Source organism: Promicromonospora sp. MS192, assembly GCF_049532985.1.
In the GTDB taxonomy this organism is placed as follows: domain Bacteria; phylum Actinomycetota; class Actinomycetes; order Actinomycetales; family Cellulomonadaceae; genus Promicromonospora.
On record NZ_CP186693.1, the window covers coordinates 4213484 to 4237859 of the forward strand.

Annotated in this window: 11 protein-coding genes; all 11 read right to left on the reverse strand. The window is 72.6% G+C overall.

All coding sequences use genetic code 11. From position 1 onward, the window contains the following. Nucleotides 1-12: 12 nt before the first annotated feature. The 11 genes from ACO229_RS18940 to ACO229_RS18990 all read right to left on the reverse strand — a co-directional run bounded on the left by ACO229_RS18940 (nt 13) and on the right by ACO229_RS18990 (nt 24329). Nucleotides 13-267, reverse strand: coding sequence for a hypothetical protein (locus ACO229_RS18940; RefSeq protein ID WP_397418876.1), 255 nt, complete (start codon nt 265-267; stop codon nt 13-15). Beyond that, nucleotides 264-980 (reverse strand): hypothetical protein, encoded by a 717-nt coding sequence (locus ACO229_RS18945; protein WP_397418874.1) that lies wholly within the window; start codon nt 978-980, stop codon nt 264-266. The genes ACO229_RS18940 and ACO229_RS18945 overlap by 4 nt, the downstream gene beginning before the upstream one ends. Nucleotides 981-1048: 68 nt before the next feature. Continuing rightward, complete coding sequence (locus tag ACO229_RS18950; RefSeq protein ID WP_423462456.1) at nt 1049-2677, reverse strand: serine/threonine-protein kinase; 1629 nt, start codon at nt 2675-2677, stop codon at nt 1049-1051. A 37-nt stretch (nt 2678-2714) separates the two neighbouring features. Beyond that, nucleotides 2715-4442 carry an FHA domain-containing protein gene (locus ACO229_RS18955; protein ID WP_423462457.1) on the reverse strand — a complete coding sequence of 576 codons (1728 nt, stop codon included), beginning with the start codon at nt 4440-4442 and terminating at the stop codon, nt 2715-2717. A 119-nt stretch (nt 4443-4561) separates the two neighbouring features. After that, nucleotides 4562-5368 carry a PP2C family protein-serine/threonine phosphatase gene (locus tag ACO229_RS18960; protein WP_397433015.1) on the reverse strand — a complete coding sequence of 269 codons (807 nt, stop codon included), beginning with the start codon at nt 5366-5368 and terminating at the stop codon, nt 4562-4564. Continuing rightward, entirely contained in the window at nt 5365-6930 is a 1566-nt protein-coding gene (locus ACO229_RS18965) for an RDD family protein (protein ID WP_423462458.1), read from the reverse strand. The genes ACO229_RS18960 and ACO229_RS18965 overlap by 4 nt, the downstream gene beginning before the upstream one ends. Continuing rightward, nucleotides 6927-9395: a transglutaminaseTgpA domain-containing protein gene (locus ACO229_RS18970; RefSeq protein WP_423462459.1), complete on the reverse strand. Its 2469-nt coding sequence runs from the start codon at nt 9393-9395 to the stop codon at nt 6927-6929. The genes ACO229_RS18965 and ACO229_RS18970 overlap by 4 nt, the downstream gene beginning before the upstream one ends. Beyond that, nucleotides 9392-10732 (reverse strand): DUF58 domain-containing protein, encoded by a 1341-nt coding sequence (locus ACO229_RS18975; RefSeq protein WP_397433011.1) that lies wholly within the window; start codon nt 10730-10732, stop codon nt 9392-9394. The genes ACO229_RS18970 and ACO229_RS18975 overlap by 4 nt, the downstream gene beginning before the upstream one ends. Further along, nucleotides 10729-11703 (reverse strand): AAA family ATPase, encoded by a 975-nt coding sequence (locus tag ACO229_RS18980; protein ID WP_397433010.1) that lies wholly within the window; start codon nt 11701-11703, stop codon nt 10729-10731. The genes ACO229_RS18975 and ACO229_RS18980 overlap by 4 nt, the downstream gene beginning before the upstream one ends. A gap of 117 nt (nt 11704-11820) precedes the next feature. Continuing rightward, a complete protein-coding gene (locus tag ACO229_RS18985) occupies nt 11821-17883 on the reverse strand; it encodes an Ig-like domain-containing protein (protein WP_423462460.1) in 6063 nt (2020 codons plus the stop codon). Nucleotides 17884-18209: 326 nt separating this feature from the next. Further along, entirely contained in the window at nt 18210-24329 is a 6120-nt protein-coding gene (locus ACO229_RS18990) for an Ig-like domain-containing protein (protein WP_423462461.1), read from the reverse strand. Nucleotides 24330-24376: the final 47 nt, after the last annotated feature.

The following is a 24376-nucleotide window of genomic DNA, read 5'->3' on the forward strand; positions in this document are numbered from 1 at the left end:
GAATCCTCCCCGTCACTTCCGCTTGTCCTGGACGGCGACCACGATCGCGGCCACCACCCCGCCGACCACGCCGCCACCGAGCGTGGCGAGCCATGTGGACCCCGTGGTCAGGACGCGACCCAGCGCCCTGTAGGGGTCGAAGAAATTGCCGGTCCCCGCGCCGGTGAGCAGGACCGTGCCGAAGACCACGACGACGAACGTGATCGCGGCGCCACCGATGACCCAGGCCACCACGACCTGAGCGGTGGTCCGTTCGGGTGCGGTCATGCCGTGGCCCCCTTCTCGTCGTCCGGCTCGTCCAGGAGCGGCAGGTCGGCCGGCGTCACCAGCCGCGAGGCCACCGCGTACTCCACGAGCCGTGCACGGCGGTTGGTCGCGAGCGCACCGGGACCGCCGCGCAGGCCCTTCACGCCGATCCGGTCGAGCTTCTCGCACACGTTGTCGAGCTTGCGGTTGAACCGCGTGCTCGCCCAGCCGAGCCGGCGCGCGGCGGACGCGGACGACGGGATCTCGCTCAGCCCCGTGCCCTCCCGGCGCAGCATGGGCTCCGCCAGGGACACGATGAGCTGCTTCTGGCTCTTCGTGAAGCTGATCGCGCCGATCGTCGTGGCCCCGGAGTCGTCGTCGTCCTCCGAGCGGATCTCGTGGTACGGCGCGTTGTCGAGCTGCGCGGTGATCTCGTACGTCGTGGGTCCGGCCGTGAACACGATCGACGTCGTCGGGAAGACCATGGGCAGCCGGTTGCCCGGCGGGAGCCAGGACTGCACGCCTCCCCCCGCGTCGCACACGGTCGCCGAGATGAGGGAACCGACGTTGGACAGCCACCAGATGCCGTCCTCGTACGTGATGCGCAGGAAGCGGCGGTGCAGGTACGGGTTGTCGTCGATCGCGAGGTCACCCTCGCGCCCGATGTCGAAGGGCGCGCCCTCCTCGGACGGTCGAAACCACTCGCCGGCGAACTCGATCGCAAGGCCGTTCATCCACTCACCTCCCTGTGTCCTCCTCCGGGCGGGATCCCGCCCGGAGCCTGAAATGCCGGTGCGCGCGCCTACGGCGTCACGCAGGCGTCCTGACCGCTCGACGCCTTGCTGGACCGCACCACCATGACCTCGACGCACAGCTGCTGCTCGCCCTTGAGCGGCACCGTGACCGATGTGCCGTTGCCCGGCACCGGCTGGGGGACGGGATCGCCCGTCAGCTCCAGCACGCGGTACGCGTACGTGTCACCCTCCTCCAGCGACCGGGGCGCCGTCCACGAAAACACCGCCTGCTTGCCCTGCACCGTGCCCGTGAGCTCGGCGACCGGCGGGACGTACCCGCCGGCCGGAGCAGGCGGCACGAACGTCGAGGTCGTACCGGTCTCCTCGGCGGTGGGCTCACCGGTGTCCCGGGTCAGGGCCCAGGCCGAGAGCCCGACCACGGCGACCACGACCACGCCGGCGACGAGCGCCCACACGCCGCGGCGCGGCCCCTCCTCCTCGGGCGCCTGGGCGGGCGCCTCTACGGGCTGCTGCCCGACGGCGCCCGCCATCGCCTGCGTACCCTGCGTCGCCGGGTCCGCCGCGCCGCGGTAGACGGTGTCCTCCGACTCGCTGGGCGCCGGCGCCGGGGCCGGACGTGCGGGAGCCGGCGCGTACGCGGTACCCGCCGCCGCACTCAGCGCGCCCCCGGCCCCGCCCGGGCCGAAGCTGCCACCGGGGCCGAACGCGCTCGGGCCCTGGGCCGCGGCACCGGCCGGGTCGATCGTGACGACCTGGCGCAGCCGGGTGCCGTCCGCCTCGGCCTCGTCCTCCTGCATCGCGCCGGACTCGTCCAGCAGGTCGATGGGGGTCACGTCACGCGACAGCTCGACCTGGACCTTCTGCAGCTCGCGCGCGAAGGCCAGCACGGTCGGGTACCGCGAGGCGATCTGCTTCGACATCGCGATGCGCAGCACGCGCTCCAGCGACGGCGGCACGTCGCTGCGGCTCACCGGCGGCAGCTCGTCCTGCGAGATGCGGCGCACCAGGTCCGCCGACGTGTTGGACCCGCCGGGCGTCTCGAACGGTGTGCGCCCGGCCAGCAGCGTGTAGCAGGTGGCGGCCAGGGCCCACACGTCGGTCGCGATACCCGACATCGGCGGGTCGCCGAACGACTCGGGCGGCGACCACGGGATCGACATGCCCTCGGCCGCCGACGCCTCGTCCACCGTGGACGAGATGCCGAAGTCCGTCAGGGCCGGGTGCCCGAACTGCGTGACCAGGATGTTCGACGGCTTCAGGTCGCGGTGCAGGATGCCGAGCCGGTGGGCGGTCTCGACCGCGCCCGCGATCTGGATGGTGATGCGCAGCGCCTCCGCCACCGAGAACCGCTCGGACCGGTAGCGCGCGCCGAGGTTCGGGCGCGAGCAGTACTCCATGGCCAGGAACGGGCGGCCGTCGTTGGCGACGCCCGCCTCGTACATCGTGACGATGGAGGGGTGGTTGCCGAGGGTCGCCATGAGGTCGGCCTCGGCGTCGAACGCCGCCCGCTGCGTGGCGCTGGACCACTCCTTGAGCAGCACCTTGACCGCGACCTGCCGGCGCGGCCGCTGCTGCTCGTACAGGAACACGTCCGAGAAACCACCCGAGCCGATGAGCTTGCGGTACTCGAAGCCCTCGATCTCCGGTGGCGGGGACGGCTTCCTCTTGCTGCTCACGCTTCTCCTTCGTGGGTGGTCGGGCTGGTCGGGGCCGTCACCAGATGCCCTCGAACGTGAGGGTCACGCCGTCGCCCAGGTCCACGACGTCGCCGTCGGACACGAGCTCCTTCTCGTTCGGGTGCAGGCGGCGCGGGGGCTGGCCCGGGCGCAGCAGGGTGGTGCCGTTGGTGGTGGCGAGGTCCGTCACCAGCACGTGCCAGTCCTCGAGCGAGACCTCGGTGTGCGAGCGCGAGATGTCCTGCTGCGGGCTGGAGACCGTCACGAGGCGCGGCATCTGGTCGGCCGAGGTGTTGTTGGTCCGGGGGCGCCGGCCGACGATCACCGGGCGGTCGAGCTCGACCACCTGGCCGCCGCGGATCCCGGACGCGCCGCCCGTCGCCGCACCGGACGTCACGACCATGCGGCCCAGCGACGGGCGCGGCGCGAGCGCGGCCTCGGCCGACAGCGGGCTGCCGCACTCCCGGCAGTTCTCGCGGGCGGTCGGGTTGGCGTGGCCGTTCTCGCACGTCACGGCCAGGATCTTGGGGGCGTTCGGGTTGGCGGGCGCCGAGAACTTCGGCGCCGACGGCAAGGAGGCCGCAGCCTTCAGGTCGGCGATCGCCGACGACATCACCGTGTGGCCGTCGTGGTCGTCGTCCTCCTCGGCCTCCGCGCCGACGGCGGCCGCACGGTGCGCGGCGGCGGGCGTGGCTCCGGACCAGCCCGGCACCCCGGCGATCGGGACGCCGGAGATCATGCCGTCCGCCTCGGGCGCGACGGGCGCCGCGGGCGCGGGCGCCGGGGCAGGCGGGGGCGGCGGGACCGCGGGCGTGGCGCCCGAGGCCGGGGCGGGCGCCTCCTCCTCGTGCTCCTCGGAGCTCTCGGGCCGCACGGCGGCCGCCTCGACACCGTGCGCCACCGTGGCACCCCACAGGTGCAGGTAGTCGTCGTCGTCATCCGGGCCCTCGTCCCCGGCGGGCGTGGCCTCGGGCTCCGGGGCGGCCGGTTCGCCGGCGCTCTCCTCGGCGGGCGTGATCGTCTCCTCGGACGCCGGCACCATCGTCACCGTGCCCAGCGGGGCCGACGTGTCCGCGGACGGCGCCGGGACCGGGTCCGGCTCCACGACGGGCGCGGGCGCCGAGGTCACGGGTGCGGGCGGCACCGCGGGCTCGGGCGGCGAGACCACGGGCCCGGACGACACGACGGGTCCGGACCCGGCCTGAGAGCCAGACAGAGACTCGGCCAGGGACGTCGACTCGTCCACCGCCGAGGGCTCCACCACCTGGTGACGCACCACCCCGGCGAGCACGACACCCGACTCGACCGGCAGGCCGTCCTCGAAGCTGCCGAAGCCCGAGACGCCCGTCGCCACCTCGACGGCCGTGACGCCCTCGACCACGCGCTCGGTCCAGGAGATCACGCCCGCCCCCGACACGGTCTGGGACCCGGCATCCGTCTCGATGGTCACGGTCAGCCCGTCGCCGCGCGCCACGACGTGCGCGCTCGCCGGCTCGCCCGCCCCCGCGCGCGTGAGCACGACCACGGCGAACGGCGGGACACCCTTGAGGCCACCCACCGCCGACGTCGTCAGGGCACCCAGCACCTCCGCGACACCGGAACCGGGCGTGGCGAGGTCCGCCCACAGGCGCCGGACCGGCTCGAGCCCCTCCGCCCCGGCCCCCTCACCGGGCAGCACGACGACGGCGTCGCCGCGCACGATGACGCGCGCCTTCCCCGTCGTGTACCGGATCCCGGTGCGCTGTCCAGCGTCCGAGGTGCTCATGGTCGCCTCCCTGTTCTTTCCTTGCTCGTGTGTCCCGCCCCTGCCACACCCCCGTGCCAGGCTTCCGGGTCAGACTCTATTGACCCTCTCCGACATCGGCCCTGACATCGTGCCCGGCGTCAGTCCCGCGGGATCGTGTCCTCGTCCGCGAACCCGCCGCGCGGTGCGGTGCTGGACCCCGCGGTCTCGTGCGCCACGCCCGTCGCGTCGACCACGATCACCGTGATGTTGTCCCGCCCGCCCGCGGCGATCGCGGCCTCGACCAGCCGGCCCGCCGCCACCTGCGGATCGGGGTGGCCCAGCATGATCTCGGTGATCTGCGCGTCGGTGAGCTCGCCCGTCAGCCCGTCGGAGCAGACCAGGATCCGGTCGTGCGTGCCGATCGGGATGTACCGGAAGTCGGCCCGTGCCTCGTCCCGGCCGCCCAGCGCCCGCGTGATCACGTGGCGGCGCGGGTGGTTCCGCGCCTCCTCGGCGGTGAGCGTACCGGCGTCGACCATCTCCTGGACCTCGGAGTGGTCCACGCTCACCTGGTCCAGCACGCCGCTGGACAGCAGGTAGGTGCGGGAGTCGCCCACGTTCACGAAGAGCCAGTAGGGCGCGTCGTCGAGGTAGGCGACCACGGCGCCGGTCAGCGTCGTGCCCGCGCCCCGGCCCTGGCCCGACGTCTCGATGGCGCGGACCCGCTCCTGCGCGGTCTCCAGCAGCGCCTCCACGTGGTGCGGCTCCACGCGCTCGATGTCCGACAGGGGGCGCAGCGCGTCCAGCGCCGTCGCGCTGGCCACCTCCCCCGCCGCGTGCCCGCCCATGCCGTCGGCGACGAAGAACGCTCCGCCGCCTGCGAAGTAGCCGTCCTCGTTGAGCTGGCGGCGCAGCCCCCGGTCGGAGGCCGCACCCCAGGCGAGCGTCAGCGCGTCGTGGCTCATGCCGCCGCCTGCGGGTGCACGACGACGCGCCGGTCGCCCACGTGGATCGTCGAACCCACCGGCACGCGCACGCGGGCACCCGGCTCGGCCACGCGCGGCGGCAGACCGGGGGCCGAGACGACCGTGCCGTTGGTGGAGCCCCGGTCCGTGAGCCACAGGCCGGCGGTGTCGACGCCGAGCTCGGCGTGCGTCTTGGACACCGACCGCGTCGGGTCCTCGACCTTGATGAGGATCCAGCCCGAGCCGTCGGGCGCCTGCGGGTTGCGGCCCACCAGCGCCTTCGTGTCGACGACGTAGCGCTCGCCGCCCTCGACCTCCAGCACGACGGCGGTCACCTGCGCCGGCGTCATCGGGCGGCTCAGGTGGGTGCGCGTCATGTCGATGGGCGCCGAGTCCCGCTGCTCGTGCTCGGGCTGCCGCACCGGGATCGGCGGCTGCACCGGCACCGGTGCCTGCACCGGCGGCTGCGGCGCCACCGGCTGCTGCGGACGGGCCGGCACGGGCGCACGCTGCGTCAGGTCCGGCTGCTGCTGCACGGTCGGCGGCGTCGGGCGCACGGGCTGCTGCACGGGCGGCTGCGCCGGCTGGCCCGGGTGCGGCGTACCGCCCGAACCGGGGTGCGGCCGGCGGATCGTGGCCGGCTCCTCCTGCGGGGGCAGCGCGCCCCCGGCCGACGGAGCACCACCGGCGGACGGCTGACCGGGGATCCCGGTGATCACGCCGGCCGCGCCGGCGCCCGCACCCGCCGAGGAGTCAGGGAACGCCCACGGGTCCTGCTGCTGCGGGGCCGGGGCGGGCTGGGCCGGAGCCTGGCCGCCGTTGCCGGCGCCCGTCCACACCTGCGCGGTCCCGGCGGCCGCCTTCGCCGTCCCCGTCCCCGTGGACGAGCTCGTCGCGGGGGTCGCGGGAGCGGCCGGGGCCGCCGCGACGTCGGACGCCATGAGCACGACGGCGCGGCCGACCTTGTCGTGCCAGCCCTGCCGCTTGCCGCCGCCGTCGAACGCCGGGGAGACGAGCACCAGGATCTGACCCACCAGGCAGACCACGGCGCCGAGGCCGACGATGAGCCAGCGCAGGAACGCGCGGCCGAACCCGATCGGGTCGTGCGCCACGGCGTCGACCGTGCGGATCTTGCAGACGATGTTGCCGATCGTCTTGCCCGTCGCGCCCTCCCACGCCGAGACACCGAGCCAGTAGCCCAGGAGCAGCACGCCGCTGATGAGCTGGGGCACCAGGAGCGCCGACGAGATGGCGTCGGGCGACATGAGCAGCGAGCCGGCACCACCGGCGCTGATCAGCCCGATCATCATGACGATCCAGGCCGCGACCGAGATCACCGCGCCGTCGACGAGCGCCGCGAGGAACCGCTGGCCCGTCCCGGCGTAGGCGACCGGCGCCGCCTGGACCATGCCGATGCCGACCCGCGTGTGCGAGAGCGACTCCGGCACGGTCGTGCCCACGTCACCGGTCTGGGGGCGGGGGAAGGGACGCCCGCACACGCCGCAGTACGGCGAGCCCCCGTCCTGCGTCGAACCACATCCAGCGCAGACCACGTCCGTCATCGACTCTCCTTCGTCCGCCGGGACCCGAGTCCCCCGAGTGCCGCGAGGAACCCGCGGCGTCCACCGATCCGTGCCCAGACGGAACGCAGCGACAGCGCCGCTCGCACCCTCCGTCGTGTGCCTACGGTGGAGCGTAGTCCGCCGACCAGTTCGTCCACCTCTGTCCAGAATGCCTCAACGTCGGCCTGGGTGGGTTCACCACGCCCGAAGACCGTCGCGTCCGCACGGTGGGCGAGGGTGAGCGTCGAGGGCACCTCGTGCGCCCCGGCGATCACGCCCGCGCTCTCGCGGCGCGTCGCACCGCGCGGAACGGTGGTCCCCAGGTCGGTCACGACGTCGACCACCTCGTGCCACCCACCGCTGATCCGGTCGGCCATCTGCTCCGCGCTGCGGCGCTTGGCCCGGCGCCGGGCCTTGTAGGCCAGGATCGCCACGATCGGGCCGAGGATCAGCAGCAGCGGGATGCCCACCGCCAGCAGGATGATGCCGAGCAGGCCCCAGTCGAACAGGTCGTTCTCGGCCTCGTCCTTGTCGTCGTCCTCGACGCTGCCGGCCTTGGCCTTGTCGGGCTCCTCCGGCGGCTCCGGGTCCTGGAGCACCGGCGGCTTGGGCACCGTCTGGCTCTTCGGCTCGGGCTGGATCTGCGGCTTCTCGTCCGGGACCGCGTCGATCGGCACCCAGCCGTACTCCTTGAACGGCACCTCGACCCAGGCGTGCACGTCGCTGCCGAGCACCTTCCAGGGCTCGCCCTCCTCGTACTCGCTCTTCTCGTCGGGGTAGAAGCCCATGACCACGCGGGCGGGGATGCCCGCCTGGCGGGCCATGAGGGCGAACGCGACGGCGAACTGCTCGTCGTCGCCCACCATCTTCTCCTCCTCGACGAGCGTGTCGATGCGCTCGGCCGAGTGGCCCGGCCGGGACGGCGTCTGGCCGTCCAGGCCGCTGGACAGCACGCCGTAGTCCTGCAGGGCGTCCCGGATCTGGAACAGCTTGGTCGCCGGGTCGGTCTCCTCGCCCGTGAACTGCACGGTCTTGGCCGGCAGGCCCGGCGGCAGCGCGCCCGGCTCGGTCTCGGGCAGGTCGGCCTCGCGGATGGTGGCCTTCTTCAGCACGTCCTCACCCGGCTCCTCGGTCACCAGGGTGTCCAGGGTGTACGTGTCGCCCGCCTTCACGCCCGCCGTGGTGATGGCCGTGTGCGTGGTCGAGTTGTAGTACGAGCCGTCCGTCTGGGCAGTCGCGTCCGGCCCGGTCCACCGCACGCCGGTCAGGCTGCCGATCTCCGGGACCCACACCCCGCTGTACCCGCTCACGGTGATCTCGAACGTCGCGGGGGTGCCCTCCGCCTGCGTCGCGATCTCCTCGCCGACGCGGGTGTAGAAGCCGGTGTCGCCGCCGTCGCCCGACGCGTCGTAGACCACGCCGTCGTACTGGTCCAGGGTCGCGAGCCGGATCCGGCCGTTCTCCGGCAGGTCGCTGACCGTGAACAGCTCGTCCTCGCGCAGGTCCTTGGCGTAGTGCCGGAACGCCACGAGCGGGCTCGTGAACTCGTGGATGTCGAACGGCGGCACGATCGTCTCGCGCAGCACGGTGCGCTGCCCGTGCGGCATCAGGACGGGCGCGGTGAACCCCGCCGCGACGGCGGCGACGGTCAGGATGGTCGCGCCGGTACGGACGCGGTACCAGCGCAGGCGGCGCGTGGCCTCGCGGCTCGACTCGGTGCTGATCGAGTGCGTGCCGACGCGCGCCTCCATGACCCGCACCGCGCCCCACAGGAGGGCCACGATGGCGATCACGAGACCCTGCACCACCGGCAGCGCGGGGTCGACAGTACCCAGCAGGATCACGCCGACCAGGCCCGCGATCACCGGTACGACGGCCCACACCGCGTGCTTGGCGCGCCAGGAGATGGTCCCGGAGATCAGCGCCACGAGCAGCATGAGCAGGAACGGCACCACGGCGAGATCGGGGAAGGACCGCATGGGCGGCACCGTGGTGACGAACTGCTTCCAGCCCTCGACCGAACCCAGCAGCAGCTCGCGCAGGGTGTCCAGGGTGGGCACCACGCCGGCGATCGTCGTGTGCGGCAGCGCGAGCGCGCCGCCGAGCACGAGGTAGGCAAGCACGGCCAGGGCCGTGACGGTCACCGCGGGGAACCTGCGCCACGCGCCCACCCAGGCCACCAGCAGGCCGACGACGGCACCGCCCGCCGTGGGGAGCACGTAGCCCAGCGAACCCCACACGGGGCCGAAGCCCACGGCCACGGCGCCGAGCATCACGACGAGCGCGGCGACGTCGACCAGAGCCAGCCGGGTCAGCGCGCGCGGCTGCTCGGCCTCCTTGCGGCGCGTGGTGCCGCGGCCCGTGCCCGTCCCGTACCCGGTACGGGTGCCGCGGGTGCGGGACGACGCCCGGCCCGCACCGGCAGGCTGCCGCGGGACGTTCCCGCGCGTGTTCTCGTCGCTCATCCGTCGCTCATCTTCTTCAGCGCAAGGGGCAGGTCGGCCAGGCGGCCCAGGGTGAGCACGCCGAGCTCGGCGATGGCGGTCCGGCCGAGGGACGCGCCCGGCACGCACTGGATGGCCATGACCTGCACCCCGGCGGGCACCCGGGCCGACGCCGAGCGCAGCTCGGTGGGCGTGACCCGGCTGCCGATGACGAACGCGATCACCGAGAAGTCGGCGGCGGCCATGGCGGCCGAGCGGGCCAGGTCCACCAGCTTGGACTTGCGGGACTCGAGCTCGATCCGGGACAGGTCGTCCATGAGGCGGGTGCGGTGGTCGCCGCGCAGCGTGGCCTCGTTGACCAGCACGGTGACGCCCCGGTCCTCCTTGATGGCCTGCAGGCCGAGGGAACCGCAGACGCTCACGGCGAGCTCGAACTCGTCGCCGTTCGCGTAGTCCTCCGCGCGCGTGGAGAGCAGCACTGCGAGGTGCGAGCGCCGGGTCTCCTCGAACTGGCGCACCATGAGCTGACCGGTGCGGGCCGTCGTCTTCCAGTGGATGTGCCGCCGGTCGTCGCCGGGCACGTAGTCACGCAGGGCGTGGAAGTTGACGTCCGAGCTGGTGATGTCGTTGGTGACACGGCCCTCGAGGTCCTTGAGGAAGCCCGTCGAGGAGCCGGTGAGGTTCTTGACGCGCGGGTGCACGAAGACCTCCTGCTCGTTCGTCCACGTCATCTCGCGGCGCAGCAGGCCCAGCGGGTCGGCCCGCACGGACTTCACGGGGCCCACCGTGATCACGCTGCGGCGGCGCGTCGGGATCGTGAAGATCTCCTCGTGCGACCCGCCCCCGGGCAGGCGCGGCACCGGGAACGCGGCCGTGCCGCTCCCGACCGGCAGCTCCATCACCGAGGGGAGCAGCGCGCGGCTCGACGCGTTGCGCACGTCGAGCCGCCCGACGGCGCGGTCGCCCACCGTGACGCGGGCCTGGGCCAGGTCGAGCACGACGTCGTACTTGAACCGGCCGAGCACGAACACGATGGCGCACACGAGCGTCACGGTGAGCACGATCGCGGCGACCAGGACCTCCAGCCAGCCGAGCAGCAGACCTGCCACCCACGCGGCCACGGCCGTGATCGTGACCGCGATGCCGAACGTGCTGAACGTGCGGCGCACGGGGTCGAGCACGCGACCGACCGCCGCCGCCCGCGAACGGGCGGCGGCGGTCAGGGTCACCCAGCCGCGCTGGCCGCGCTGGAGCTGCGCGCGGCCGGCGGCCACGGCTCCGCCGAGGCCGCGCGGCTTCTCCTGTCTCTTCCCGTACCCGGCGCTCGTGCTTCCGGCCGGGAGACCCGTGCTCGTCATGCCGAGGCACGCTCCTGCGGTGCCGCGACGTCGGCCAGGATCCGGGCCAGGATGACGTCGGAGCGGGCGCCCGCGAACTCGGCCTCGGGGTCCAGCACGAAGCGGTGGCCCCAGACGGGCTGGGCCAGCTCCTTGATGTCGTCGGGCAGCACGTAGTTGCGGCCGTGCGCCGCGGCCCACACCTTGGCGCAGCGCACCAGGGCCAGCGCACCACGGACCGACACGCCGATCCGCACCTCGGGGGCGTTGCGCGTCTCCTCGCCGAGCCGGCTCACGTACTCCAGCACCGCGGTGTCGGTGTGCACGGTCGTGGCGAGGTCGGCCATCTCGGTCACGGCCTTCGTCGTGATGATCGGCTGCAGCACCTTGCTGCGGTCCTTGACCGCGGCGCCGGACAGGATCTCGACGGTGGACGCGTGGTCCGGGTAGCCCACCGACGTCTTCATGAGGAACCGGTCGAGCTGCGCCTCGGGCAGGCGGTAGGTACCCGCCTGCTCGATCGGGTTCTGGGTCGCGAGCACCATGAACGGGCGGCCGGTCTCGTGCGCGACGCCGTCGACGGTGACCCGGCCCTCCTCCATGACCTCGAGCAGCGCGGACTGGGTCTTCGGCGAGGCGCGGTTGATCTCGTCCGCCAGCACGATGGACGCGAAGATCGGACCCGGGTGGAAGTCGAACTTGCCCGTGTTCTGGTCGTAGATCGTCACACCCGTGACGTCGGAGGGCAGCAGGTCCGGCGTGAACTGGATGCGGTTGTGCGAACCCTGGACCGAGGCCGCGATGGAGCGCGCGAGCATCGTCTTGCCGGTACCCGGCGCGTCCTCCAGCAGCAGGTGGCCCTCGGCGAGCATGCAGGTGAGGGCCAGACGCACCACCGGCGCCTTGCCCAGGACCGCCTGGCCGACGTTGCCGACGAGGCGGTCGAAGGTCTGGGCGAACCAGGCCGCCTGCTCGGGGGTCATCGTGGTCATCTCGTCATTCCCTACTGCTCGTTACTGCTCGTTCGCGGGTGAAAGTCGTGTCGATCATGGCGTGACCGGCCGCCGTCTGCTCGGCGGCCGGTCACAAGTCGGCGGCAGCGCCGGATATTACCCGTTCCACCAGTTGGTGACCCCGTACTCCTTGCCGTCGATCAGGACCCGGACTGGTACACCGGGGTGCCCGAAGAAGCAGTCGAGCTGGACGGAACCGTTGGCCGGGAAGTTGTAGGACTTCCTGGAGCTGCTCTCCCAGGTCCTGGCGTGGTTGATGATGTCGTGCCAGCCCTTGATCTCCGGCGTGTCCTCCGCCCAGCACGCGACCGAGTGGCTACCCGCGTCGAAGTCCGTCACCTTCACCAGGTAGTACGCGCACGAGGCGTGCGAGCACTGGTTGTTGTCGATGCGGCTGCCGTGCGTGACCGTGGCGGTCGGGTTGGGCTTCGCGTCCGACGTGGCCGAGGCGCACTTGCTCGCCTTCTGCCCCTCCGAGTCCGTCACCGTGACACACGCTTCCCGGGTCTGGCTGTAGCCCGCCGACGCCGACTGCGTGCCGCTCTTCTGGGTGCTCGTGATCGCGCCGGTCACCGCCACCGTCGTGGGCCGGCCGTTAGTGGCCGTGGCGTCCCACGTGAACGTGACCTTCTGGTCGCCACCGCTCGCGCTGATCGACGGCGTGGGCGGCGGGCCGTACGGCGTCACCGAGTTCGACGCGGCCGACCAGTCGGAGCAGATGTAGGCGTTGCACGCGCGCACCTGGAACGTGTAGGCGGTGCCGTTGGTCAGAGGGCTGTACCGATAGGTGTAGCTGGAGTTCCCGGCCTGCCCGCTGTCCTGCGCACCGGCCCCGTTCGCCTGGACCTGGTAGTAACCGCCCGTGCCGCGGAACGCTCCGATACCTCGCCAGTCCACCAGGGCGTTGGCGTTGGTGTTGTTGTCCTGTCGTGCCGTCGGGGTACCCGGCGTGTCCGGCGTGCCATAGGGCACCACCGCGTTCGACTGCGCGCTGACCGGGGACTTGCCCGCCTTGTTCTCGGCCTGGACCGTGTAGGTGTAGGTCGAGTCGGTGCTCAGGTCCTGGATGACCTTCTCGGTACCCGTCACGGTCAGGGTGCGGGTCTTGGCGCCGTCCTTGTACTCCGCGAGGTAGTACTGCTTGACCGCGTCACCGTTGTTCGCCGGAGCGGTCCACTTGACCGTGATCTGGCCGCCCACGGCCGTGTTGACCCGCGTGGCCGTCGGGGCCGCGGGCTGCGCCGGGGGTGCCGCCGGGGTCTCCGGCGCGGACGGGTCGCTCCACTCCGAGGGGTCGGGCGCCTTGTTCTTGGCCTGGACCGACACGGTGTACGCCGTGCCGTTCTCCAGACCCGTCCACGTGATCGGGCTGCCCGCGACGCACGTCTTCTGGGTCACGCCGTCGGTCGGGGCCGGGCTGATCTCCAGGTTGACGCACTCGATCGGCGAGCGGTCCGTGTAGCTCCGGTTGGTCCAGCTCACGGTGAGCTCCTGGTTGCCGAACTCGAGGCTCGGCGGGGCGGGCTTGTCCGGCTTCTCGTCCGGACGCGCCTCCCGGGAGGCCGGGGACGGCTCGGAGTCGCCGACGTCGTTCGTCGCCACCACCGTGAACCGGTACTTCACGTTGTTCTGCAGGCCGTCGAAGGTGCAGGTGGTCGTGGCACACGCGTGCTCCTGCCCGTTCTGGGTGCGCAGCGTGTAGCCGGTGATGTCCGAGCCGTTGTTGTTCGGCTGGTCCCAGCTCAGCACCACGGTCTCCGAGCGCACCTCCTCGACCCGCGGCGCGCGCGGCGGCTCGGGCCGGCCGAGCACCGTGAGCTTCAGCGTGCCGTCGACCTGGCGGTCCGGGTCCTTCGTCGCGTCCTGGACCGAGTAGCGCACCATCATCACGCCGTGGAAGTCGGGGTCCGGCGTCGCCACCACCTCGGAGTCGGTGAACGACACGTCCCCCACACCGGTCTCGACCACCGCGCCGGTCACGGTCAGCGGCTCGCCCGGGAACGGGTTGGTGTCGTTGGCGAGCACGTCCACGGACGTGGGCTCGCCCTGGTGCGCGTCCGGCACCTCGTCCGGCGTGGTCTGCACCAGCGGCCGGGTCGAGCCCACCACACGGACGGTGAGCTGGGCCTCGACGGGCGGGTTCCACCCGTCAGCCACGGTGAAGGGCACGGACTGGCTGGTGCCCTTGGGGACCGACGGCTCCACCTGGGCGGAGACGGCGCTGCCCGCGACGGTCGCGGTGATGCCCTCGACACCCGCGATCTCGTACGTCAGGTCGTCCTTGTCCGGGTCCTTGACGTACCGGGACAGGTCCACGGTCGCCTCCTCCCCGGCGGCGACCTCCAGCACCGGCGTGCCGCTCACCTTCGGCGGCATGTTCTTGGCCGGGGTCACGTCGATCGGGAGCTTCAGCACCGCGGTCAGGCCGTCGGGGTCGTCCGGTCCCGAGCCGTCGGTCACCTCGAACGTCACCGAGGCCGCACCCGCGTAGTCCTTGGCGGACGTGTACACGACGGTGTCGTAGTCCTCGACGGAGACGGAGCCCTCCAGGGCCTTGACCGTCTTCTCCTCGGTGATGCGCGGCTCCCGGTCCTCACGGACCACCACGTACTCGGCCAGGTCGATGGTCAGCGGCTCACCGGTGGTCGCCTTGAGCGGCTCCAGACCCGGCTTCACGTGCGGGCGGGACTGGTCGCCCGGCACCCGCACGAACGCCTTGGCCTCCAGGCCGTCCATGTCCGTCACCGTGTAGGTGATGACCTGCGCGCTCTCGGTGAGCTGGATCTCGAGCTGCTTCTCGTCGGTGACGCGCACGCCCTCCAGGCCCTCGTCCACCGAGACCTCCAGGTCGGCGGCGACACCGTCGGGGTCCACGTCGTTCGCCAGCACGTTCACGGTCACGCTGGACGAGCCCTGCACGTCGTCGGCCGTGACCACGTCGTCCTGGGCCACGGGCCGCAGCAGGGGCGCGTTGCGGTCCACGTTCACCGTGATGGCCCCGCTCGCGCGGGCCTTGAAGGTGTCCTGGATGCCGTAGTAGAAGGAGTAGGCCCCCTCCTCCTCCGGCGCGGTCAGCACCACGTCGTCCTCGACCGCCTTCGGGTCGACGCCGATCTCCTCGGTGCCCTCGAAACCCTTGGTGTACAGGCCGATCTCGTCGCCGTCCGGGTCGGTGTCGTTCTCCAGCGCCTGGATCGCCACGGTGCGGCCTGGGCGAACCGTCGTCTGGTCGTCCTCGGCCTGCGGCGGCTGGTTCGTGGCCGGCTTGGGGGCGATGCCGACGCGGACCAGGCCCTCGGCGGGTGCGCCGCGGGTGTCGGCGACCTGGTAGGTGAACGTGTCCAGGCCCGCCTCGTCCGACGCCTTGTAGTCGATGAACCCGTCCACGATGGTGGCCGTGCCCTTGCTCGGCGCGCCCGAGATGGAGCTCAGCGTGACGTAGTCGCCGTCGGGGTCGGTGCCGTCCAGCGGCAGCGGGATGCGCACCACGCCCTCGGCCAGCACACGGGCCTCGATGTCCGGGAGCTGCGGGGCGGTGTTGGACTCCTCGTCCACGATGTTGATCGTGACCTGGGCGGAGTCCTTCTGGCCGTTGGAGTCCACGACCTCGTACACGGCGTGCACGGTGCCGGCCTCGTCGCCCGCACGGAACCGCACGGTGTCCTCGGAGACGAACGCCTCGCCCGCGCTGGCCGGCGGGGCCTCCTGCAGCTCGTCGTTGAGGGTGAGCTCCAGCCCGTCGGGGTGCGTGTCGTTCTTCAGCACCGGGATCGTCACCACGTCACCCGTGTGGACGGTCGCGGCGTCCGGGCCGGCCTCCGGCGGGCGCAGCTGCGCCGGCGCCGGGATCGGCACCACCCGCACCTGACCGGTCGCGGTGCCGCTGCCGTTGCCCACGGTGTAGTCGATGGTCATCGGCCCGTCGAGCCGCTTGACCTCCGAGACCTTGAGCACCTGGTGGTTGAGCACCGCAACCTTCACCGGGGAGTTGTCCGGCACCTCGACGCCCTGCACCACGAGCACGCCGCCGGCGGGGTCGGTGTCGTTGGCCAGCACGTCCACCAGGGCGGTCCCACCGGTGGGCAGCAGCACCTGGTCGGACACCGCCACCGGCACGCCCCCCTGCTCCGGCGGCGTCACGACGTCCACGCGGACCAGGCCCGTCACCGGCTTGGGGCCGTCGGTGATCTGGTAGGTCACGTCGTAGGAGCCGGGCTGGTCGCTGAGGAACTTGAAGGTCCCCGCGGTCGCGTTCGTCGTGATCTCGGCGTTCTGCTGCTCGGTGACGCTCGTCAGCCGCAGCTTGTCGCCGTTGGGGTCGTAGTCGTTCTTCAGCGGCTCGACCGTGACCGGCTCGCCCGCCAGGACGGTCACGTGGTCCTGGACCGCGATCGGCGCCACGTTGCTCGCGACCACGTCGATCTGGAGCTTGCCCTCCACGGGCATGTTGAAGGAGTCGGACACGGTCACGTCGACGACCTTGCGGCCCACCGTGGTGCCGCCGTCGCGGAACTCGATGGTGCCGTCGGGCCGGAACCGGACCTCGTCCAGCGGGTCGGCGGTGGAGGCGTTGGACAGGAACAGGTCGTCGCCGTCCGGGTCCTTGAAGTAGGGCAGCACCTTGATGACGCCCAGGCCGCCCTGCCCCACGCGGAGCACCGGCTCGCCCGACTGGACGGGCGCGTTGTTCTCCTCCAGCGGCACCACGTTCACCTTCACGGAGGCCGTGGCGGTGCCGTTCTCGCGGCCGTCGTCGACCTGGTAGTCGAACGACGTGGTGCCGGTCGCGTCGGCGGGGACGTTCGCCTGCAGCGCCGCGCCGTCCAGGACCCGGTCGACGGTGGCGCCACCGTTGACCTCGCCCTCGACCGAGACCGTCATGACGTCGCCGTCCGGGTCCATGTCGTTGCCCAGCACGTTCAGCACCGTCGTGCGGCCCGGGCGCACCCCGATCTCGTCGTCCTTGGGCTTGGGCGCCCGGTTGGGCTTGCTGCGGTCCGCGACGAACTGGTCCACCTGCTCCGGCGTCGTGTCCTCCGACTCCGTCTTCTCGCCCTCGGCGTCCTCGGGCATCTTGAGGTCCCAGTCGTCCACCTTCTGGAAGTCGTCGGCGGCCATCCACAGGGTGCCGTCGGCGACGTCGTTCAGGACGATCAGGTTCCGGTTCACGCGGTAGACCAGCGTCGCGGCGGCGTCCACGCCCTCCAGCACCTGGTCGACGTCGTTGTCCGGTCCCGGGCAGTCCCGCACCACCTGGCCCGAGCCCGACCAGGCGCCGTAGACGCACTCCCCGAGCTGGACCGGCGCCGACGGGTTGCCCGAGGCCGTGCGCTTCGTGGCGTCCCCGCCGCCCAGCGGCTGCGACACCAGGCCGGACGACGTCGCCACCACGACCACGTCGGACTCGCCCGACGGCTGCTGCAGCATGGCCTGGGCGCCGTCCACCGTGACGGTGTCCCCGCCGGGCAGCACGAGCGTCGCGCTCGACTGGTCCAGCACGACCGGCTGGTCGCCCACCGCGGAGACCTGCACCTCGGCGCCCGGGGACAGGTCCAGGTCGGACTCGTCGACGTCGCCGGCCACGCCCTGCGTGCTCGTGGGGACCGTGTAGAGCGTGCCGTCGGACGGGACCGCCAGGTACACGGTGCCGTCCTTGCCCACCGTGATCGCGCCGCCGGGACCCGCCTTGACGGTGGGCTTCATCTTCTTCTCGTCGAACGCCGCCGAGTCGAAGGGCAGCACCCAGGCGTTGCCCGACTCCGGGTCGTACACGGCGGTGGTCGCGGCGCCCGCGGCCACCTTGGCGCCGGCAGGGAACTTCATCGTCGCGTCCAGCGAGAGCAGGGCAGGGTTCACCGGGCTCGCGGACGAGTCACCCACGTTGTCGAACAGCACCCGCTGCGCGTCCTGCTCCACGTCGAAGCTCGTCGAGCTCGCCTGGAGGTAGCCGTCCAGCGCCTTGGCCTCGTAGTTGAACCGGCCCAGCTTGCCCGAGGCGGTCTGCGTGACCCAGACGCCGGAGTCGTTGAGCTCGACGTCGGCCGTCGCCTCCCCCTCGTAGAGGAGCGCGAACCCGACCAGCCCCGCACCGAAGAGGGTCACCGCACCGATCGACGCCACGGACCGGCGGTTCTCCAACACGCGCGAGACAAAGCTCATGCGCCCCTCCTCGATTCATTGCTCCAGCGAAGATTCCCGCCCGGACGACACACGGGCACGACGGAAGCACCCTACCGGGGCAGGGGGTGAATCGTCCCGCAGTTTCCCTGGGGAGGACTACCCATGCCGCCGGTCCGGATTGTAGGGGTCTGCATGCTAGCCGGGGACGCTTTTGCACCATCCTGCAAACGGTCTGACGCGTGGTCGGCACTCTCCTGCGGGGTCGGCACTTTGCCTCGAGGTCGGTCCAGGCCTGGACCGACCTCGAGGCAAAGTGCCGACCTCCCTCAGGAAGGTGCCGACCTGGGCGCGAGGCCTCGCCCAGGTCAGGGGTTGACGTTCGCCCTGTTCCACAGGATGCGGTTGGAGTCGGCGAGGTTGCCCTCCTCCGTCTCCAGCCACGTGTACTCGCCCTGGTACTGGTGCATGCAGTCCGTCCGCCCGGACCAGTTGCCGTTGGCGTCCGTCCGCGTGGGCACGCCGGCGACCTCGCCCCACCACTCGCCCATCTCCCACCGCGGGAAGTAGACCTGACCTGCGGAGTCGTGCTCGGTGGACAGGCACCGGTAGTGGAACACCGTGTTGGGCTCCCAGCCGCTGACCGTCAGGTTGAGCCACTTGCACCACGTGTTGGGGCTCTGGTGGCAGCCCTCGGCCGAGCCTCCGCCGAACACCCCGCCCACGCTGATCGACACCGACGCGTTCGCCGGGTTGGGCAGCGTGCGCCCGCTCCCGGCGGCGTTCGCACCCCAGCCCGCGGCGTTGTGCGCCTGGACGTCGATCGTGTAGGTCGTGCTGTACGCGCCGCCGGCGTCCGCCGTGCCGCCCGAGGCCGGCAGCGACTGCCAGCCGCCGCCGTTGATCCGGTACCGCATGGCGTCGATGGCGCGGCCGCCGTTGCTGCCCGGGGTCATCGTGAAGCGCACCGTCTGGGAGTTGACCGTCGAGGCGGTGACGTTCGGCGCCCCCGGCGTCGTGTAGGGCGTGACGCCGTTCGAGCTCGTGGTCCACGCCGAGCAGGTGTACTGGTTGCAGGCCCGCACCTGGAACCGGTACTCCGTGCCGTTGCTCAGGCCCGTGACGGTGTACGGCGACGTCGCGGTCCGCGCCGCCACGCCGTTGCCCTGCAGCTCGTACCGGTGCGCCGGGCCGCGGAAGGCATCGGAGGCGATGCCGCTCCACCGCACGGTCGCCTGCTCGCTCGTGGTGCTGCCCAGCTCCGCCGTCGGCGTGCCCGGCACCTGCGGCTGGCCGTACGGCACCTGCTCGGGCGACCGGTCGCTGGCGGGCGACTTCCCGGCCTTGTTCTCCGCGGTGACGGCGAACGTGTAGGACGCCTCCGGGGACAGCCCCGAGACCACCCGCGACGTACCCGTGACGGTCTGGGTCTCCTTCATGGCGCCGTTCTCGTACACGTCGAGGTGATAGCGCGCCACCGGGTCGCCGTTGTTCGCCGGCTCCGTCCACGAGACCGTGATCTGGCCGCCGAGGGCGTTGTCCACCCGCTGGGCGGTGGGCGCCGCGGGCTGGGCGGGCGGCGCCGCCGGCACCTCCGGCGCGGACGCGTCGCTCCAGTCCGAGGGGTCGGGGGCGTCGTTCACGGCCTGCACCATGACGGTGTACGCCGTGCCGTTGGCCAGCCCGTCCCAGACGATCGAGGTGCCGGTGACGCACGTCTTCTGGATCACGCCGTCGGCCGGGGCCGGGCTGATCTCCAGGTTGACGCACTCGATCGGCGACCGGTCCGTGTAGACGCGGTTCTCCCAGGCGACGGTGAGCGACGAGTCGCCGAACGTCAGCGTCGGCGGCTCGGGCTTGTCGGGCTTCTCGTCGGGCCGCGCGTCCTCCGAGGGGGCCGACGGGTCGGACTCGCCCACCGCGTTGGTGGCCGTGACGGTGAAGTTGTAGACCACGTCGTTCTTCAGGCCCTTGACCGTGCAGGTGGTCGACGGGCACGACGTGGTGTCGCCCTTGCCCGAGCGCGCGGTGTACCCCGTGATCTCCGCACCGTTGTCGGACGGCGCGTCCCACGACAGCACGACGGTGCCCGACCGCACCTCGTCGACCCGCGGCGCCCGGGGCGCCTCCGGCCGGCCCAGCACGGTCAGCCGGACCGTGCCCTCGACCTCGCGGTCGGGGTCGCCGGTCGCGTCCGCCACGCGGTACCGCACCACCATGGTGCCCACGAAGCTGTCCGACGGCGTCACGACCACCCCGGAGCCCGACGGCTCCGCGAAGCCCCGGCCGGTCTCGACCACCGCGCTGACCACGGTGAGCGGCTCCTCGGGGAACGGGTTGGCGTCGTTGGCGAGCACGTCCACCGAGGTCTCCTCACCCTGGTGGGCGTCGGTCACCTCGTCGGGGTTGGCCCGCGCCAGCGGGCGCGTGGACGCCACCACGGTGACCGCGAGCTCACCGGCGACGGGCGGGTGACCGCCGTCCGACACGGTGTACGGGACCGTGAACCGGGTGCCCTTGGGCACCGCGGCCTGCGCCTGGGCCAGGACGGTGGCGCCCTCGGTGCCGAACGTGATGCCCTCGGCCCCGCCGGTGACCTCGACGGTCAGCGGGTCGCCCTCGGGGTCCGTCACGATGCGCGACAGGTCGAGCGCCGCCTCCTCGCCCGCCGCGACCTCCAGCAGCGCGGTGCCCCGGATCTCCGGAGGCTGGTTGCGGCTCGCCCGGACGTCGATCGGCAGGGTGAGCACGGCGGTGCGACCCTCCGGGTCGTCGGGGCCGTCGCCGTCCGTCACCTCGAAGGTGACCGCCGCCCGGCCCACGTAGTCCTCGTCGGAGGTGTAGGTCAGCGTCGTGGGGCCCGTGACCTCACGGGTGCCCTCCACCGCCGCGACCTTCTCCTCGACCGTGAACCGCGGCTCGTGGCCGTCGGCCACCACCACGTGGTCCGTGATGTCGATCTCCAGGGTCTCGCCCGCGAACGTCCGGAGCGCCTCGACGGGCTGGCGCAGGTGGGGCAGCGAGCCGTCACGCGGCACGCGCAGGAACGCCTTGGCCTCCAGGCCGTCCAGGTCCGTGACCGTGTAGGTGAGCACCTGCGGGTCCTCCGTGAGCGCCACCGTGACCTCGCCGCCCTCGCCGAGCGTGACGCCCTCGGGGGTCTCGCCGCGCGCGTCGAGCACGGCGACCTCCAGGTCTGCGGCCACGCCGTCGGGGTCGGTGTCGTTGCGCAGCACGTCGACGGTCACCATGTCGGACGTGACGTCGGCGGGCAGCACCACGTCGTCGCGGGCCACCGGGCGCAGCAGGGGCGCGTCGTCGGCCACCTCGACGGTGACCGAGCCCGTGGCACGGGCCGCGTACGTGTCCTCGATGCCGTAGTAGAAGGTGTGCGTGCCCTCGTCGTCCGGCGTGGTGACCACGATCATGTCGTCGGCCACCCGCGGGTCCAGGGCGTCCGCCCCCTCGAACGACCGGGGCACCAGGCCCACCTGGTCGCCGTCCGGGTCGGAGTCGTTCGCCAGCGCGTCCACCGCGACCTCGCGGCCCGGGCGCACGAGCGTCTCGTCGTCACCGGCCGTGGGCGGCTGGTTGGTGCCCGGCGGCCGCGCCACGCCCACGGCGACCGTGCCCTCCGCGGTGGCGCCGCGCGTGTCGGTCACGGAGTACCGGAACTCGTCGGCTCCGGCGGCGTCCCGCGACGCCTCGTACTCCAGGAAACCGTCGACGAGCCGGACCGTGCCCTTCGCGGGCGGCGAGGACAGGCCGTCCAGCGTGACGTGGTCGCCGTCCGGGTCGCTGCCGTCCAGGGGCAGCGTGATGCGGGTGACCGCGCCCGCGAGCACGCGCGCCGTCGTGTCCGGCGGCTGCGGCGCCGCGTTCTCCAGCGTGTCGGTCACGTTGATCGTGACCTGCGCCGAGTCCTTCTGGCCGTTGCTGTCCCGCACCTCGTAGACCAGGTGCTCGGTACCGGCCTCGGAACCCGCCCGGAAGCGCACCGTGTCCTCGGAGACGAACGCCTCGCCCGACTCCGGCTCCTCGACGAGGTCGGCCGCGAGCGTCAGCTCCAGCCCGTCCGGGTGGGCGTCGTTGCGCAGCACCGGAACCGTCACGATGTCCCCGGTGTGCACCGTCACCTCGTCGGCCGTCGCCTCCGGCGGGCGGAGCTCGGTGGGCGCGGCGATCGGCACCACCCGCACCTGGCCGACGGCGGACTGCGTGCCGTTCGAGGCGGTGTACCGCACCGTGACCGGCCGGTCGAGGCGCTCGGTCTCGGCGACGCGCAGCACGTGGTGGTCCAGCACCACGGCGGTCACGCCCGGGTCGGCCTCGACCGAGGACGCCACGAGCACGCCACCGGCCGGGTCCGTGTCGTTCGCGACCACGTCCACGAGCGCGGAGCCGCCCGCCGGGAGCAGCACGGTGTCGGCCACGACGACGGGCGGGCCGGCGGCGTCGGGCGGGGGCAGCACGTCGATGCGCACCAGCCCCATGGTGGAGTCCGGACCGTCGCTGACCTGGTAGGTGATGTCGTAGCTGCCCGGCTCCTGGCTCACGAACCGGAACGTGCCCGCCGCGTAGTTCTCGGTGATGATCGCGGGCGCCTGCTCCGAGACGCTGACCAGCCGCAGGCGGTCGCCGTTCGGGTCGGTGTCGTTGCGCAGCGGCTCGACCGTGACCGGGTTGCCGGCCAGCACCGACACGTGGTCCGCCACGGCGACGGGCGGCTCCTGCGTGGCCACGACGTCGACCAGCAGGCGTCCCTCCCCCACCTGGTCCAGGCCGTCCGACACGGTGACGTCCACGATCTTGCGGCCCGTGGCGGTGCCGCCGTCCCGGAACTCGACGGTGCCGTCCGGGCGGAACCGCACCTCGTCCGCCGGGTCGGCGGTCGTGGCGCTCGACAGGACGAGGTCGTCGCCGTCCGGGTCGCGCCAGAACGGCAGCACCTTGATGGACGCGTCGCCGCCCTGCGCGACCCGCAGCACCGGCTCGCCCTTCGCCACGGGCGCCGCGTTCTCGCCGAGCGGCACCACGCGGACGCGCACCTTCGCGTCGGCGCTGCCGCCGCGCCCGTCGTCGACCGTGTAGGTGAACGTGGCGCTGCCCGTCGCCGTGGCGGGCACGTCCGCCTGCAGCGCCGCACCGTCGAGCACGCGGTCCACCGAGATGCCCGACGCCGGCGCACCGCCCGCGCCGGCCTTCACCGACGCCGTCATGACGTCGCCGTCCGGGTCCATGTCGTTGCCCAGCACGTCGAGCACGGTCGTGCGCCCGGGCCGGACGCCCAGGGAGTCGTCCTCGGGTCGCGGCGCGCGGTTCGGCTTGTCACGCTCCGCGATGAACTGGTCCACCATCTCGGGCGTCGTCGTCTCCGACTCCGTCTTCTCGCCCTCGGCGTCCTCCGGCATCCTGAGATCCCAGTCGTCGACCTTCTCGAAGTCGTCCGCGGCCATCCACAGCGTGCCGTCGGCCACGTCGTTCAGGACGATCACGTCGCGGTTCACGCGGTAGGCGAGCTCACCGTCGGCACCCTCCAGCCGCTGGTCCACGTCCTGGTCGGTGCCCGGGCAGTCGCGGACCACCTGACCGGTGCCCGACCACGCCCCGTACGTGCAGCCGCGAAGCTGCACGGGGGCCGCCGGGGTGCCCTCGGCCCGGCGGGTCGTCGCGTCCCCGCCGCGCAGCGGCTGCGTCACGAGCCCCTTCGGCGTCCCGACGACGACGGCGTCCGCCGCGTCCGACGGCTGCTGGAGCCGTGCCTCGGCGCCGTCGGCCAGGTCGACCACGTCGTCGCCGGGCAGCACCAGCGCGGAGGCCGTCCGGTCCAGCACCACCGGCTGGTCCCCGACCGCGGTGACCTCGATCTCGGCACCCTTGCCCACGCTCAGGTCCGACTCGGACACCTCGCCGGCGGCACCGGTCGCACCGGTCTCCACGGTGACGAGCCGGCCCTGCCCGGGCACCGCGACGAACACCGTGCCGTCCGTCGCCACCGCGAGCCGGGCGCCGGGGGCGAGCTCCGCCGTCGGCTCCAGGTCCGCCTCGCTGAACTGGGTGGCGCCGTCGAACGGGAGCACCCACAGGCGGCCGTCGTCCGGGTCCAGGACGGCGGCCGTGGAACCGCCCGAGGCCACGACCGCACCCGCCGGGACCGTCATCGTGCCCTCCAGCGCCAGGTGCGCCGGGTCGACGGGGTTCGCGGTGGCGGCGCCCTCGTCGGTCATCAGCACGCGGTACTCCGCCTGCTGCACGTCGAACGTCGAGGAACCGGACAGCAGCGTGCCGTCGAGCGCCTGGGCCTCGGAGTTGAACCGGCCGAGCAGGCCGGCGGACGTCTTGGTCACCCACACGCCGGAGTCGTCGAGGTCCACCTCGGCCGTGGCCTCGCCCTCCTGCAGCAGCATCAGGAGCACCAGGGCCCCCGTGAAGAGACCGACGACACTGCCCGAGACGACGGAACGTGTCGACAGCTTCAGTGCGGGCACAGGTCTTCCCCAACTCTTGGTCAGCAGCGGTGGCCGCAGCCTAGCCG